The following is a 13,728-nucleotide window of genomic DNA, read 5'->3' as shown; positions in this document are numbered from 1 at the left end:
CCGCCTCCTAGTCTTTTACATTGACCCAGTCATTCCTATGAATAACCTCAAACGTTTTCTCAAAATCAAGTTCGTCACTGCGTTTGCCTTTAGCCTCCATAATCTCCTCGGAGGAGTAATGAGTTTGGCCTTTGCCGATCACGCCGCCCGGTCCCCTGACTTCCACAACCGCCCCTTTCGGAAAGCTTCCGTTCACACCCACAACGCCAGCGGGCAAAAGGCTGCTTCCATTATGGATCATCGCCTCCTCGGCACCCGCATCAATGATAATTTCTCCCGATATCGGCGAGTGGAACTGAATCCACTGCCTTGTGTTGTTAACCGAAGATAGTTCTTTGTCTCCGATATAAGTGCCGTCTCCCCTGCCGTCCAAAATGTCCGCAAGTTTTTGCTCTCCGCTGCCTGTTCCAATGAATACTTTCACTCCCAGAGACAGCGCGGTTTGTGCGGCTAACAGCTTTGATTTCATTCCGCCGGTGCCGACCTTTGATCCAGCTGAACCTGCATATCCAAGCAATTCAGGCGTGATCTCCGGCAAATAATCAAATCGTTTCGCCTCAGGATTTTCATTTGGATTGGCATCATACAGTCCGTTAATGTCGGTGAGAATCATGAGCTGGTCCGCGTGAATCAATCCGCTGACTAACGCAGAAAGCATATCATTATCTCCGAATGTCAATTCTTCAACAGACGTAGAATCGTTCTCGTTGATAATCGGAATGACGCCGCGCTCTAATAATTCCATTATCGTAGCATACGCGTTTCGGTACCGTTCTCTTTTCGAAAAATCATTTCTCGTTAAAAGGATTTGTCCCGGAGTCAGTGAGTATTGTTTAAATTGATTCATATATTGCTGCATTAACAGTGTTTGTCCGACCGCGGCCGCCGCCTGTTTTCCTTTGATGGTAACGGGACGGGATGGATAACCGAGGCTGGAAAACCCCGCCGCTACGGCACCCGAGGTAATCAGAATCATTTCATGCCCCGCTTTTTTTAACACGGAAATCGCCTGAACATGCTCTCTGATTTTTGCCTCATCAATGCTTCCTTTGCTATTCGAGAGCGAACTGCTTCCTATTTTCACTACTATTCTTTGTTTTTTCATTTATTCTCCTCCGCGGCTCTTCTACAATAAAAAAACCCATTTCATCCTGATTCATAAGGACGAAATGGGTTTCCGTGGTACCACCTTGATTGAACGCGCTTGTGCACGCTCCGCTCTCCTGTAACGCCAGGTTATGCGCCTAGGTTTTCCCCCTAGGACTCCAAGGCAGGTTCGGCAGGTTTCATGCGGCAAAATGTTTCAGCGATTCATTTTGCTCTCTGTCACAGAAAGGTCTGCTTACTAATCCTCTTCAACGCTCAATGATTTTTTTATATTATGCAAAGAAAAAAGACACTTGTCAAGGTTTTTTGTCATCAAAAATAGCCCGCATTGCGCGGGCCTCTTGCAGTCTAGTTAAAGACGATTGTTTTATTTTCATGAACGATGACACGGTCTTCCAAATGCCATTTCACAGCACGGGCAAGCACGCTGCGCTCAATTGTTCTTCCGATGTTTTTCAGCGCTTCCGCATTATCGCGGTGGTCCACACGCTCAATATCCTGTTCAATGATCGGCCCTTCATCAAGATCGTTTGTCACATAATGAGATGTCGCACCGATCAGTTTCACGCCGCGCTCGTAGGCCCGTTTGTACGGATTCGCACCGATAAAAGCTGGCAGGAATGAATGGTGGATATTGATGATGCGATTCGGATGAGCCGAAACAAAATCAGGAGTTAGAATCTGCATATAGCGTGCGAGCACGATGACATCAACATCGTACTGCTCCAGCAGTTCAAGCTGCTTCTTTTCGACTTCCGCTCTGATGTCTTTGTTCGCTTTCATATAGTGGAATGGAATGTTCAGGCGCTCAACCAGCTCTCTCGCTTCCTCATGGTTACTGATGACAACAGCGATCTCCGCCATCAGGTTGCCGGTTTGCCATTCCCAAATCAGCTCATGCAGGCAGTGGAGCTCCTTTGAAACGAAAATGGCGACACGCTTCAGTTCGCTCGCCAAAGTTAAGCTCCATGTCATGTCGAATTTTTCCGCAACAGAGGCAAACGCTGCCTGAAGTGATGATTTTTTTTCACGAATGCCTGCGCAGTCGAATTCGATTCTCAGGAAGAACCGGCCGCCTTCAGGGTCTGTCGTATATTGATTTGATTCTATAATATTGGCACCGTGTTCAAATAAAAACGCGGAAACTGCAGAGACGATACCCGGCTGATCGGGGCAGCTGACCAAGAGCCGACCTTTATCCTCATTTCCGTCACGGTATTCGTCCAACCGCTGAGTCATATATGATTTCATGAATAATCCCTCTTATCTTTGTAAGTCTAAACTATTTATCCATTATACTGAAGATTTGATAAAAATCAATTTATGACAGAATTTTTAAACCAACTGCTGAGCATAAAATCAACGCGATAAAGAAGATCCGTTTGGCGTCTTTCTGCTCCTTGTAAAAGAGGATGCCGATAAGCGCCCCGCCGGCGGTGCCAATTCCTGTCCAGACCGCGTAAGCCGTTCCCATCGGAATGGTTTCCATTGCGTACGACAGCAAGGAAAATGAAGCGGCAAAACCAACAATGATCAACAGCACCCATTTCACGCTTTTTTCTTTCGCATATTGATTCATAAGGGCCACGCCGGCCATTTCTAAACAGCCCGCGCACAATAAACTGATCCAGTGCAGCATTATGCCTCGCCTCCTTTTTCCTCTGTCTCATCCTGTGTCACAAGCTTCAACCCGATTACACCGATTAAGAGCACGCCAATTAACAATAGCTTCGGCCATCCAACCGGTTCATGAAAAAGAACGATTTCACTAAGTACTGTTCCCGCTGTGCCGAGGCCGGTAAAGACGGCATACACGGTACCAACAGGCAGACTGTGAGTCGCCTTCATTAGAAGGTAAAAGCTGAATATGATGCCGATGGCAGTGCCGCTCCATGTTAAGGCTGAGTCAGCGTGCTTTAAGCCTATCACCCAAACAACCTCGAAAACAGCGGCAAGCACGACCAATCCCCATTTCATTTTGAGTCATTCCTTTCTATCTATTAAGATTCTCCGAAAACAAAAAAACCCCGGACAGTCGTCTCACATGAGATTGACTCTCCCGGGCTTTTTTCCCTCCGTGTGCATACGCGCTTCTATTTACGCGTATGTGTTTTCTCTCGGACCAGTCCATGTCAATTGACATGCGGAACCCTAGAAAACTTTACATGATATCATGATACTAAACTGAGCTCTATCTTTCAATTGTAAGATTTTCTTTCATATACCGCGATCGGTTTATTCCATTTTCTGATCGTTTTGCTGTAATGCATGCCGATTTTCTCCGCTACCCGTATGGACGCTTTGTTACCCGGATCAATCAAAGCCGTCATTTTGCCGAACTGCCGCTCGTTAAAGCCATAGTCCAGACAGGCCCGAGCCGCTTCTTGCGCATAGCCGTTCCCCCAGTGGCGGCGGGCAAACATATAGCCAATTTCCATTACGGTTTGATTTTCGATCTGCTGGGGAACGATGCCGCATTGCCCCAAAAACTCCCCTGTCCGCTTATCTTCGGCGATCCACAGACTAACGCCGTACCCTTTTTCATTTCGTTGGTTCCAATTGATCCACTCGCGGGTTTGCCTCTTATCTTTTAAACCGGAATAATATTTCATGACGTCAGGATCATTAAAAAGCAGCCCAAACAAAGTTGCTTGATCCCGATCTTCCATACAGCGCAAACGAATTCGATCGGTCACAAGCTTCGTTTTAGCGTTCATACTTCGCCACATCCTGCTTCCATTCTTTTTTGAGAGCTTCAATATGTGCTTGATGATAGCGGTTATGATCTGCCATATGCCAAATTCCCCATCGTATCGTCGCGGTGTCACCTTCGAAAGAAAGCGGCTGGTTCAAAGCATTTTCAGTTAAAGTGAAGCATACCGATTTCAGCTCGTCTACTACATGCTGATGTCTTTTCAGGAGTTCATCTAAGTCTGGCTGATTCACCGGTTCAGGCAGCCGTCCGCTTTCATCTGTCATGGGGCCGTATGCCTGTTCAATATGGTTCGGTATCCGATTTTCCTTGATACGCCAGACCCATCTGATATCAACATTTGTGATATGGTGCAAAAGCTGAGCCGTGCTGTTTTTTGTTTGGCAGCGCCCCTTATAGTAAAGTTCACTGTGTGTCATATGGCTTACGATGGAAGCCAGACGGAGACTGTTTTCTTCCACTGCGGAATACAGCAAACTGACCGTTGGCGCCATGTCGTTTCTTATGGATAAGTCCTTCATGTTCAGTTCCCCTCCTAACTAGGTACATTTGACACCAAACAAAAATTCCCTTTAAAAAAGAAAAAAGCTCTCATTACAAGAGAGAGCCATCTTAATTGTTATTTCCCGGTTTATATAAGTAAGGATCATGCTGCGGTTCATTAGCGGTATTTAAATCAAGGGATATATCACCGCGTGCATTCATCGTGCCAAGGGTAATCGAAGACAGCAGTTTGGGGCTGTACCCTTTTTCCTCAAGCTTCTCAAACAGCCAGGATCGGTTTTTTTGGAGATATTTCAAATTATGATCAAGGATTTCGCCATCCAGTATGAGCGGAATCGGGATAAAATTCCGTTCAGCTTCCATATTCAAATCCCGCACCTGCACCGCCCTCGCTTCCTCTTTCGGGATGACGCTTACTTCTCCCGTTTCTTCAATGATAGCAAGATCAATGTCAGCCGGGTCGGCATAGCCCTTTTCCCTCAGCTTTCCAAGCAGCTCATTAACAGTCAGCCTTTCTTTACGAAGGCCGCGTTCATCAATATCCCCGTTTCGGATTAGGACAGTCGGGCTCACGACTAGGAGCCATCGCCATTTATTAGATAAAGAGAGCTTGCTCATGATAAGATAAAGCACCAAAAAAGCACCCGCATAATAAATTGACATCGGCAGCTTGGATGTAAGGATCGGCTCACTGATAATGGTTCCGATTGCGAAGGTCAAAAGCAGGTCAAAATTGTTCATTTGTGACACAGCTTTTTTACCGGCAAGCCGAAACAAAATATATGCAATCGAAAATACGATAACTGGCTTCAGTAAAAATACCCATATCATCCATAACACCGATCTTTACCTCCATCCGCTGGTCATATTGAGCCTATTGTGCCCCGTGGCAGGCCCTCTATGCATCAGTGTCTAGGCGAACGTGCACATCGACTGAACATAACACAATAGAAAGTGACATCGATTGAAGGCGCAATACGCAATATGAAAAATCAGAAGTCGAATACCCTTTGATCTGCCATTGGCTCCCCAACCCGAGGGCTACCAGCAGCAAACAATCGACAGGCTGGCCGGTTTGGAGCTAAGGATGGAGCAACTAATTAGAGCAATTGAGGTAAACAATGAATTGCTGAGAACAATGCAAGAACAGCAAAACCGTGTATGCACAAATGGCGGCGGGTCTGTGATTGTCCGGATGTAGAAACCGGCGCTTGTCTGCCTTCTTATATCTCAATAAAACACTCTTCTCTGAAAGGAGAAGAGTTTCATGTATGTGTTCAAACGGACTGGGCCAAACTTAATTGCGGGCCGAATAGCTCGTAATGGATAGATTCCGGCGCTGATCCGAGCTCTGATACAAGCTTATGCATTGCCGTAATAAACGACGGTGAACCGCAAATATAGTAATCCGCATCTGTGTTGGCAATCAGTTCTTTGAGGAATTGCTGATCAATCTGTCCTTCATGAAAATGCAGATCACCTGCACGGTCTTCCTCTGTCGGCTCGCGATACACAAATGCTGTTTTAACAGCAGAATGTTTTGCTGCTTCTTCTACTTCATGGCGCAATGCATGATATTCACTGTTTTTCGCCGCATGAATGAACAGAATTTGCCGTTCAGGCTGTTTGGAAACAGATGTTTTCAGCATGCTGATCATTGGTGTAATGCCAACTCCGGCACTGATCAAAACGAAATCTTTTTGTGATGCATGATCTAAAACAAAGTCCCCTGCCGGTGCGCTGATCTCTATTGAATCTCCCTCCTGCAGCCCATCGTGTAAGTAGGAAGACACGACACCATCTTTCTTCACTGAAATTCGATAATAGTCTTTTCCCGGCATATCAGACAGGCTGTACTGGCGGATATGCGTATATTCAGAATCAGGAATCCGCACTTTGATGCTGATATATTGCCCTGCTTGGAATTCAGGTAACGGCTTGCCGTCTTCCGGTTTCAAATAGAAGGATGTAATTTCTTTGCTTTCCCGCTCTTTTTTTGCGATAACGAATGGCTTATACTCCTTCCAGCCGCCGGCTTGCTCTTCCGCCTGTTCATACATGTCTTTTTCAATTCCGATGAACGCGTCAGCAATGACTCCGTACGCTTTTTCCCATGCCTGCATAATGTCAGGAGTTGCAGCGTCTCCCAATACATCTTTAATCGCAATCAGCAAATATTTACCGACGATTGGGTAGTGCTCAGGCTTAATTCCGATACTGCGGTGCTTGTGGCCGATTTGTTTGACAACCGGAATAATGTTTCCTAATTGGTCAATGTTTGCCGCAGCTGCAATAACGGCATTTGCCAGTGCAGTTCGCTGTGTTTTTTTCTTTTGGTTTGTTTGATTAAAAATGTTCAAAAGCTCTGGATGGTCTTGAAACATCCGATCGTAAAAACGGCCAGTGATTGTTTCTCCATGCTGTTGCAATACGGGTACAGTGCTTTTAATAATGTCGATTGTTTTGTTATCTAACATTTTATAAACAATCCTTTCGAAAAGATGTATTTAAAATATATCTTTAAAATACATGATCTTATGAATAAAAGATATATCTAAAATGAATCTTTAATAAAGTTGTCACAAAATTATCAATTTAACATGACATTTGTTGCTTTTTTATAGAATCCCCTAGCAAAAACGGACTAACCATTGTAATAATCACCATTGAAAAGTACAAAAAAACCCAAAACAACTTATGTTTTGGGTTTAACGTTCACCAAGGCTTATCAGTTCCGAGCGCATTTGCAAGCGCCTGGCTGTGTTTCTTGCGGTTCTTACGTTCATTAGCGCGCTGTACAGCTGTATTATGCAGCATGATTTCTTCTTCTGTTTCCGGTACAACCCTCGGTACAGGCACCGGCTTGCCATTTGAATCTAATGCGACAAATGTCAAAAAGGATGTGGCAGCGAGTTCCCGTTCGCCAGTCATCAAATGCTCCTTAATGACTTTCACAAATACTTCCATGGAAGATGTGCCGACCCATGTCACATATGACTCTAGGCAGACAGAATCCTTTTGCCCGATCGGCTTTAAAAAGTCTACAGAATCCATTGAAGCTGTTACCGTTTCACGTCTGCAATGGCGCGCCGCTGAAATAGAGGCAATGTCGTCTATATAGCTCATTAATTTTCCGCCAAACAGCGTATTATGGTTGTTCGTGTCAAGCGGGAACACCCTGCTGGTTTTCACAACCTTTGACTCTTTACAAAATCTTGTTTCCGGTGTTTCCATACCTTTCTCCCCTTTGATGTCTGATCTTTTAGCTAAATGCACTTATATTCTCCTATTAAACAATATTCTCTTCCATTTGTCTAAAATTTAAAATGGTTTAATGATTTTCATGATGAGGGAATAATAAATGTATTCTTCACACTTTAGGAGGAAAAACAAATGGACGTATCCATCCCGAAATCTCAGCACAAAACGGTATGCCGAACGGAATACGGCACACTTCAAAAAGTGATCTTATGCAAACCTGAGCACATGACCATAAAAGATGTTATAAACGAAACACAAAAACATTTTGAAGATGACAATATTCATGTAAAAACCGCTAACGACCAGCACAGCCGCTTAGTGGAGGCACTTAGGTCACACAACGTTGAGGTCGTCCTTTTGCCCGTTCGCGACGGACTACCAGAGCAGGTTTTTACTAGGGACATAGGATTTGTCATCGGAGAAAAAGCCTTTCTGTCAAGCATGACTGAACCGATTCGCCAAGGAGAAGAAGCCGTTATAAAAGATTTTTTTCACAGCCAAGGTATCTCTTACACCCGAATGCTTGATACGAGTATTGAAGGCGGAGACGTCATTATCGATGATGACATTGTCTATGTCGGAATCAGCCAGCGCACCGACATTTCAGCTATCGGCCAGCTGGAAGAGGCACTTCCTGAATATACGATCGTTCCAGTGAAGCTTCATGAAAAATTTTTGCATTTGGACTGCGTATTTAACATTGTATCTGAAAGCGAAGCGTTAATTTATCCACAGGCCATTGAGCCAGATGCAGCCGATATGCTGGCAAAACGTTATGATCTTATTGAGGTGCCCGAGGACGAACAATTTACGCTTGGCACCAACGTCCTTTCAATCGAAAAAAAAACAATCATCAGTCTCCCTGGCAACCGCCATGTCAATCAACAGCTATCGAAAAGAGGCTATCACATTATCGAAATTGACCTGTCAGAAATTATTAAATCAGGCGGCTCCTTCAGGTGCTGCACAATGCCGCTGATTCGAGGCGAATGAAGAATCTTCCCCTTTTTCATGTTTTGAACAGCTTATTTTATCAAGATACGTTAATATAGAGGTGACATCATTTTTAAGGGGGAAATCGCATGACAAAATACATAGGATATGTGGGAACATATACAAAAGGCGGAAGCGAAGGAATTTATTCATTTGAGCTTGATACTGAGAAAAAAGCACTCAGCGAGCCAAAGCTGGCCGCTAAGCTGGGCAACCCGACATATGTGGCGCCGAATAAAAACAACACCATCCTTTATTCCATCGAAAAAGCAGACGGCCAAGGCGGAGTTGCTGCCTATCAAATCGATAAAAACAGCGGCGAATTGACATTTCTGAATCATCAGTTAATTGATGGCCCTTCGCCATGCCACGTAAGCGTTGATGATCAAAAACAATTCGTACTGACTGCCAATTATCACAGCGGGAAGGTACACGTTTTTCCGGTTCAGGAAGACGGCAGCTTGCAATCACCTGTTTCAGAGGCCGCTCACACAGGAAAAGGGCCGCACGAAAGACAAGAAAAACCGCATACACACTACGCGGGGTTCACACCTGAACACAATTATGTGGTAGCGGTTGATTTAGGTATAGATAAGCTCTACACCTATAAGCTGAAAGACGGTGTGTTGACTGAATCCGGAAGCCATTCCTTCGCTCCCGGTGCAGGACCTCGCCATATCGCTTTTCATCCGAAAGAAAAATACGCTTATGTCATGACAGAATTAAGCAATGAAGTGATTGCGCTTGAATACAACCCGACAGCCGGCGAATTTAGAGAAATCCAAGTCGTTTCTGCCATCCCTGATGATTTTACAGATAACAGCCAGGGAAGCGCAATACATGTCACGCAGGACGGACGTTTTGTTTATGTCGCAAACCGCGGCCATGACAGTATCGCCGTATTTGAAGTGAATCAATATTCAGGAGAGCTGTCTTTCGTAGAAAGAGTGTCGACAGAAGGAAACTGGCCTCGTGACTTTGTATTTGACCCAACGGAAGAGTTCCTCGTTGCTTCAAATGAAGAAACAGGCAACCTTGTCTTGTTTGAAAGAGACAAAGAAACCGGCCGATTGACACTCCTCCCATCAACGGTTTCTGTCCCTTACCCGGTTTGTGTAAAGTTTTTACATCAAGTATAATCAAATGGAGTGGCTCTAGTAAAAAGGAGCCACTCTTTTTATTTATCTCACTTTTTCCTTCGTTTCAGCATTTCGATACAAATGGCAAGCGACAAAACGGCCGGGTTCGATTTCTTGAAGCTGGGGACGAGATTCTCCACATTCAGACATCGCCTCCGGACAGCGGGTCCGAAACACGCAGCCGCTTGGCGGATTGACCGGGCTCGGCAGCTCTCCTTTTAAGAGAATACGCTCACGCTTGTCCTCCAATTCAGGATCTGGAATCGGAATCGAGGACAAAAGCGCCTTTGTATAGGGATGGAGCGGTTCACGATACAAGGTGCCGCTCTCTGTAATTTCCATCATGTGTCCTAAGTACATAACACCGATCCTGTCACTGATATGCTTCACCATCGAAAGATCATGGGCAATGAATAAAAACGTAAGCCCTTTCTCTTTTTGAAGCCGCTTCAGCAGATTGACCACCTGCGCTTGAACAGAGACATCAAGTGCAGAAATCGGTTCGTCCGCCACGATAAATTCAGGATTCAGCGACAGTGCTCTCGCAATCCCAATTCTCTGCCTTTGCCCGCCGCTGAATTCATGCGGATAACGGCTGCCAAAATCGGGGTGAAGCCCAACTGCCTCAAGCAGCTCGTCCACGACGAGAAGCCGTGCTTTATGGGTATTGTAGAGGTTATGAATCTCCATTGGCTCCAAAATAATTTCTCGAACGGTCATGCGCGGGTTAAGTGAAGCATAAGGGTCCTGAAAAATCATCTGCAGTTTGCGGTTGAAGGCAAACTGCTCTTTTTCACTTAGTGCATGAAGATTTGTGCCGCGGTATGTCACGCTTCCTTCTGTCGGCTGATAAAGGCGCATCAGCACTCTCCCCAAGGTTGATTTCCCGCACCCTGATTCCCCGACTAGCCCGAACGTTTCTCCTTCACGAATCTGAAAGGTGACCCCGTCGACAGCTTTGACTGTCCGCTTTTTCCCTGCGTCAAAATGCATTTTCAGCTGGCTGACCTCTAACAAAGGCAGTCGCCTCATTTGTCTCCCTCCTTATTCTGAAAAACAGCGGCGCACCGCACATAATTCTTTTTCATAGATTGTCTCTGTTAATGTGAGGATTTCGATTGACTTCCCTGTCTTTGGAGAATGAAGCATTTTCCCGCCGCCTACATACAGACCGACGTGATGAATCGCTCCTTTTCCTTCCTCATAAGCAAAAAACAGCAGATCACCGGCTTTCATATCATCAAGCGGGACACCCTTCCCCGCCTTAGCCTGATCTCCCGCATCACGGGGGATGCTATATCCATTCGCCTTAAATATACTGTACATAAATCCGGAGCAATCAAACCCAAACCCGCTGATCCCTCCCCATAGGTAGGGAAGTCCGAGAAAAAAAGCTCCCATTTGAATGATGTCTTCAGCAGTCCCTTTCTGTTTGCTGACAGGCACTGCATCACTTTGCTTCACAAACCTTTCTCCCAAAACAGTCGAAACCTTAAAATATCCTTTTTCTTCTGCAATAAGGGGGAGAACTGTCAAAAAGCTCAATTCGATCTCCTTTTCTCCATTGCTTTTGTACAAAAAGGCAGCAGGTTTGCTGATCATCACATCGTGTTGTGAATGGATGGGCATAGATTTTTCCAGCTGGTTCTTTTTCATCCAGCCTGGGTATCCGCGCGGATCCTTTCGGGATGGCTGGCTAGGCACGATCACAGAAACCCATTCCCCCTGTTCCGCCGTCACAAGTACCTTTTCGCCAAAAAGAACCTGAGTTTGGATTACATTGTCTGTAGATAATCCAAGCCGTTCATCATACGTCATGCGCTCCAGCCAGTCTCTGATCATTACAGTCGGTTGAAGCATGAATTGATCAGACGGACGAGGTGAATCAGGCGCTGTCCAGATGTTGGCCACTGCTGATATGACAGTGTGCATCATTGCTCTTTTTCCCCTTTCAAAAGCGCAGCCCCGGTGATTCCGAGGCCCGGTTTGCCAGGCATCGAAATCGTGCTGCCGCGATATGTTATGCCGCCATTGAATACATCTGTTTTCAGCATCAGCGGCGCGTCAAAATCAAAGCGTGTGATGTTTCTCTTGCTTGCCGCAAAATGCGCCGCGGCCGTAATGCCCAGCTTCGTTTCGATCATGCTGCCGACCATACACTCCACCCCGCAGGCTTCCGCCATGGCATTAATTTTCTCTGCTCCGCTGATGCCGCCCGCTTTCATCAATTTAATATTGATCAAGTCTGCGCTCCGGGTTTGCAGAACTTCGAACGCCTGCCGCGGTGTAAAAACACTTTCATCAGCCATAATCGGCGTATCTGTTGCATCTGTCACCTTTTTAAGCCCAGCGAGATCATCTTTATGGACAGGCTGCTCGACAAGCTCAATGCCTAGACCCGCATCCTCCATTTTCCGAATGGCAGTTACCGCTTCCTTCGGCCTCCACCCCTGATTAGCGTCTAAACGCAGTTTCACAGCTGATCCGACACGTTTTCTGATTTCCTGGATACGGGCGATATCTGTTGCAATATCATCTTTTCCGACCTTTATTTTCAGCGTTTGAAAGCCTTGTTTGAGATAATTCTCGGCATCAGCTGCCATCTCTTCAGGTGAGTTGACACTGACGGTATAATCTGTTTCCAGCGTATCTCGATATCCGCCAAGCATTTGATAAAGCGGCAGCCCGCACATCTGCGCCCAGCCGTCGTACAGCGCCATTTCTACAGCAGCCTTCGCGCTCATATTTCCTGTAAGAAGATGCTGGATGTCGTGCAGAATGGCCTCATAGCCCACCAGGCTTTTTCCAAGCAATGCCGGCTTCAACACATGGTGGATGGCACTTTCAATGCTATCCATGCTGTCTCCTGTAATCACTAACGTCGGGGGTGCTTCTCCCCATCCGACTGCACCGCTGTCATAAGTAATCCTTACTATGACTGATTCAGCCGTATACACAGTGCGAAGCGCGGTTTTAAACGGCTTTGTCAGTGGGACAGCGATTCGGCTTGTTTCGATTCGAATGATTTTCATGTCTTCAGCGCTCCTTCTGAAACGCCTGCCTCTATTACGACTGTTTTTTCTGCTGTATTCATAGCAGCTTTCGCACCGATCGGAACGGCAATACTTGGCGAGCAGTGGCCGATTTTAAATCCTCTCAGAGCAGGCCTGCCCGCAGAAATAATATAGTCTTCCAGCACCTGCTCAAGTGAGAGAGACTTCTCTCGCTTCACCGGGACACAATTGTGAAAATCACAAACTAGAATTCCGGCCGCGTCTGTCAGCTTCCCCGCCATTTTCAGCTGATTCAGCATCCGGTCGATTTGATAAGGCTCCTCGTCAATATCTTCAATAAACAGAAGCTTTCCTCTCGTATCAATTTCAAATGGCGTGCCCAGTGTAGACGTCAGCAAAGACAGATTTCCCCCGACAAGCTCGCCTTCCGCTTTTCCAGGAACAAGCGCGGTCAGCGGAGAAAGCTCTTCTGTATAGGTGAATTCCGTCTCCTGGAAGAGCTGCTTATATGACGCTTTTGTCAGCGGGTGAACGTCGTCAAGGCCAATATCCGTGCTGAGCATCGGGCCATGGAAAGTGACAAGACCTGTGTTTTGATGAATGGCAGTATGTAAAAACGTAATATCGCTGTATCCCCAAAAGATTTTAGGGTGTTTGCGGATCAAGCTGAAATCAATGCCCGCGGCGATACGTCCTGTCCCAAAACCCCCGCATGCGCACAACACTGCTTTTACCTCATCGTCTCTGAACATCTCATGGAGATCCGCCAGCCGCTCATCATCCTGTCCCGCTAAATAGCCGTGCTGGTTTTTCAGCGCCTTGCCCAACTTCACCTGAAGACCGAGCTCTTCTAAAAATAAAAGCGCGGTGTCAAGCTTTTTTGGATCCGGCGGACTTGCGGGCGCGATCACTCCGACTGTATCACCCTTGTTCAACGCTTTCGGCTTGTAATTCAACGAAAACACTCCTTTCATTTGCTCTGCACCCTACGTATACG

15 protein-coding genes, 1 pseudogene and 1 riboswitch are annotated in these 13,728 nt (G+C 46.1%); of the genes and pseudogenes, 3 read left to right on the top strand and 13 right to left on the bottom strand.

Annotated elements, in window-relative coordinates:
• Positions 1 to 7: 7 nt before the first annotated feature.
• The 7 genes from proB to NSQ16_RS07080 all read right to left on the bottom strand — a co-directional run bounded on the left by proB (position 8) and on the right by NSQ16_RS07080 (position 5,164).
• Positions 8 to 1,105 (bottom strand): glutamate 5-kinase, encoded by a 1,098-nt coding sequence (proB, locus tag NSQ16_RS07110; protein ID WP_339232642.1) that lies wholly within the window; start codon positions 1,103 to 1,105, stop codon positions 8 to 10.
• 350 nt (positions 1,106 to 1,455) lie between these two features.
• The gene (purU, locus tag NSQ16_RS07105) at positions 1,456 to 2,358 is read right to left on the bottom strand and encodes a formyltetrahydrofolate deformylase (RefSeq protein ID WP_003245802.1); all 903 of its coding nucleotides are present in this window, start codon (positions 2,356 to 2,358) and stop codon (positions 1,456 to 1,458) included.
• Positions 2,359 to 2,428: 70 nt separating this feature from the next.
• A complete protein-coding gene (ykkD, locus tag NSQ16_RS07100; protein WP_015252242.1) occupies positions 2,429 to 2,746 on the bottom strand; it encodes a multidrug efflux SMR transporter subunit YkkD in 318 nt (105 codons plus the stop codon).
• A complete protein-coding gene (gene ykkC, locus NSQ16_RS07095; protein ID WP_003232583.1) occupies positions 2,746 to 3,084 on the bottom strand; it encodes a multidrug efflux SMR transporter subunit YkkC in 339 nt (112 codons plus the stop codon). Before ykkC ends, ykkD begins: the two co-directional genes overlap by 1 nt.
• A gap of 77 nt (positions 3,085 to 3,161) precedes the next feature.
• Positions 3,162 to 3,273: riboswitch (guanidine-I (ykkC/yxkD leader) on the bottom strand.
• Positions 3,274 to 3,305: 32 nt separating this feature from the next.
• Positions 3,306 to 3,824, bottom strand: a complete 519-nt coding sequence (locus tag NSQ16_RS07090; protein ID WP_327836622.1) for a GNAT family N-acetyltransferase — start codon at positions 3,822 to 3,824, stop codon at positions 3,306 to 3,308.
• Positions 3,814 to 4,341 (bottom strand): DinB family protein, encoded by a 528-nt coding sequence (locus NSQ16_RS07085; protein ID WP_086343750.1) that lies wholly within the window; start codon positions 4,339 to 4,341, stop codon positions 3,814 to 3,816. The genes NSQ16_RS07090 and NSQ16_RS07085 overlap by 11 nt, the downstream gene beginning before the upstream one ends.
• Positions 4,342 to 4,432: 91 nt before the next feature.
• Positions 4,433 to 5,164, bottom strand: coding sequence for a DUF421 domain-containing protein (locus tag NSQ16_RS07080; protein ID WP_033884976.1), 732 nt, complete (start codon positions 5,162 to 5,164; stop codon positions 4,433 to 4,435).
• A gap of 144 nt (positions 5,165 to 5,308) precedes the next feature.
• Here NSQ16_RS07080 and NSQ16_RS07075 point away from each other — a divergent pair.
• A pseudogene (locus tag NSQ16_RS07075) lies at positions 5,309 to 5,525 on the top strand (hypothetical protein).
• A 76-nt stretch (positions 5,526 to 5,601) separates the two neighbouring features.
• Here NSQ16_RS07075 and hmpA read toward each other — a convergent pair.
• Together hmpA and NSQ16_RS07065 are read right to left on the bottom strand one after the other, a co-directional pair.
• Positions 5,602 to 6,801 carry an NO-inducible flavohemoprotein gene (hmpA, locus tag NSQ16_RS07070; RefSeq protein WP_327836621.1) on the bottom strand — a complete coding sequence of 400 codons (1,200 nt, stop codon included), beginning with the start codon at positions 6,799 to 6,801 and terminating at the stop codon, positions 5,602 to 5,604.
• A gap of 238 nt (positions 6,802 to 7,039) precedes the next feature.
• A complete protein-coding gene (locus tag NSQ16_RS07065) occupies positions 7,040 to 7,558 on the bottom strand; it encodes an acyl-CoA thioesterase (protein ID WP_003232595.1) in 519 nt (172 codons plus the stop codon).
• Positions 7,559 to 7,717: 159 nt separating this feature from the next.
• Here NSQ16_RS07065 and NSQ16_RS07060 point away from each other — a divergent pair, with 159 nt between their 5' ends.
• Both NSQ16_RS07060 and pgl read left to right on the top strand, forming a co-directional pair.
• Positions 7,718 to 8,578: a dimethylarginine dimethylaminohydrolase family protein gene (locus NSQ16_RS07060; protein ID WP_029317691.1), complete on the top strand. Its 861-nt coding sequence runs from the start codon at positions 7,718 to 7,720 to the stop codon at positions 8,576 to 8,578.
• An 89-nt stretch (positions 8,579 to 8,667) separates the two neighbouring features.
• Positions 8,668 to 9,717 carry a 6-phosphogluconolactonase gene (gene pgl / locus NSQ16_RS07055; RefSeq protein ID WP_327836618.1) on the top strand — a complete coding sequence of 350 codons (1,050 nt, stop codon included), beginning with the start codon at positions 8,668 to 8,670 and terminating at the stop codon, positions 9,715 to 9,717.
• 42 nt (positions 9,718 to 9,759) lie between these two features.
• Here pgl and NSQ16_RS07050 read toward each other — a convergent pair whose 3' ends face one another.
• Genes NSQ16_RS07050 through NSQ16_RS07035 form a run of 4 tightly spaced genes read right to left on the bottom strand, consistent with a single transcriptional unit; the run spans position 9,760 to position 13,705 of the window.
• Positions 9,760 to 10,749: an oligopeptide/dipeptide ABC transporter ATP-binding protein gene (locus tag NSQ16_RS07050; protein WP_192858378.1), complete on the bottom strand. Its 990-nt coding sequence runs from the start codon at positions 10,747 to 10,749 to the stop codon at positions 9,760 to 9,762.
• Positions 10,750 to 10,761: 12 nt separating this feature from the next.
• Positions 10,762 to 11,652 (bottom strand): gamma-D-glutamyl-L-lysine dipeptidyl-peptidase, encoded by an 891-nt coding sequence (eepC, locus tag NSQ16_RS07045; protein ID WP_327836615.1) that lies wholly within the window; start codon positions 11,650 to 11,652, stop codon positions 10,762 to 10,764.
• A complete protein-coding gene (gene ykfB / locus NSQ16_RS07040; RefSeq protein WP_327836613.1) occupies positions 11,649 to 12,749 on the bottom strand; it encodes an L-Ala-D/L-Glu epimerase in 1,101 nt (366 codons plus the stop codon). Before ykfB ends, eepC begins: the two co-directional genes overlap by 4 nt.
• Complete coding sequence (locus tag NSQ16_RS07035) at positions 12,746 to 13,705, bottom strand: LD-carboxypeptidase (protein WP_043857354.1); 960 nt, start codon at positions 13,703 to 13,705, stop codon at positions 12,746 to 12,748. Before NSQ16_RS07035 ends, ykfB begins: the two co-directional genes overlap by 4 nt.
• Between the last annotated feature and the right edge of the window lie 23 nt (positions 13,706 to 13,728).

The sequence above is a fragment of the Bacillus sp. PS108 genome, from assembly GCF_037963335.1.
Lineage (GTDB): Bacteria > Bacillota > Bacilli > Bacillales > Bacillaceae > Bacillus > Bacillus subtilis.
The sequence above is the reverse complement of the archived record's forward strand: the minus strand, read 5'-3'. Positions and strand labels throughout refer to the sequence as shown.

Coding starts and splice junctions, on each gene's coding strand:
- NSQ16_RS07050 (WP_192858378.1), bottom strand. CDS start 10,749: ATGAGGCGACTGCCTTTGTTAGAGGTCAGCCAGCTGAAAATGCATTTT.
- purU (WP_003245802.1), bottom strand. CDS start 2,358: ATGAAATCATATATGACTCAGCGGTTGGACGAATACCGTGACGGAAAT.
- pgl (WP_327836618.1), top strand. CDS start 8,668: ATGACAAAATACATAGGATATGTGGGAACATATACAAAAGGCGGAAGC.
- ykkC (WP_003232583.1), bottom strand. CDS start 3,084: ATGAAATGGGGATTGGTCGTGCTTGCCGCTGTTTTCGAGGTTGTTTGG.
- NSQ16_RS07060 (WP_029317691.1), top strand. CDS start 7,718: ATGGACGTATCCATCCCGAAATCTCAGCACAAAACGGTATGCCGAACG.
- eepC (WP_327836615.1), bottom strand. CDS start 11,652: ATGATGCACACTGTCATATCAGCAGTGGCCAACATCTGGACAGCGCCT.
- proB (WP_339232642.1), bottom strand. CDS start 1,105: ATGAAAAAACAAAGAATAGTAGTGAAAATAGGAAGCAGTTCGCTCTCG.
- ykkD (WP_015252242.1), bottom strand. CDS start 2,746: ATGCTGCACTGGATCAGTTTATTGTGCGCGGGCTGTTTAGAAATGGCC.
- hmpA (WP_327836621.1), bottom strand. CDS start 6,801: ATGTTAGATAACAAAACAATCGACATTATTAAAAGCACTGTACCCGTA.
- NSQ16_RS07090 (WP_327836622.1), bottom strand. CDS start 3,824: ATGAACGCTAAAACGAAGCTTGTGACCGATCGAATTCGTTTGCGCTGT.
- NSQ16_RS07085 (WP_086343750.1), bottom strand. CDS start 4,341: ATGAAGGACTTATCCATAAGAAACGACATGGCGCCAACGGTCAGTTTG.
- NSQ16_RS07065 (WP_003232595.1), bottom strand. CDS start 7,558: ATGGAAACACCGGAAACAAGATTTTGTAAAGAGTCAAAGGTTGTGAAA.
- NSQ16_RS07035 (WP_043857354.1), bottom strand. CDS start 13,705: ATGAAAGGAGTGTTTTCGTTGAATTACAAGCCGAAAGCGTTGAACAAG.
- ykfB (WP_327836613.1), bottom strand. CDS start 12,749: ATGAAAATCATTCGAATCGAAACAAGCCGAATCGCTGTCCCACTGACA.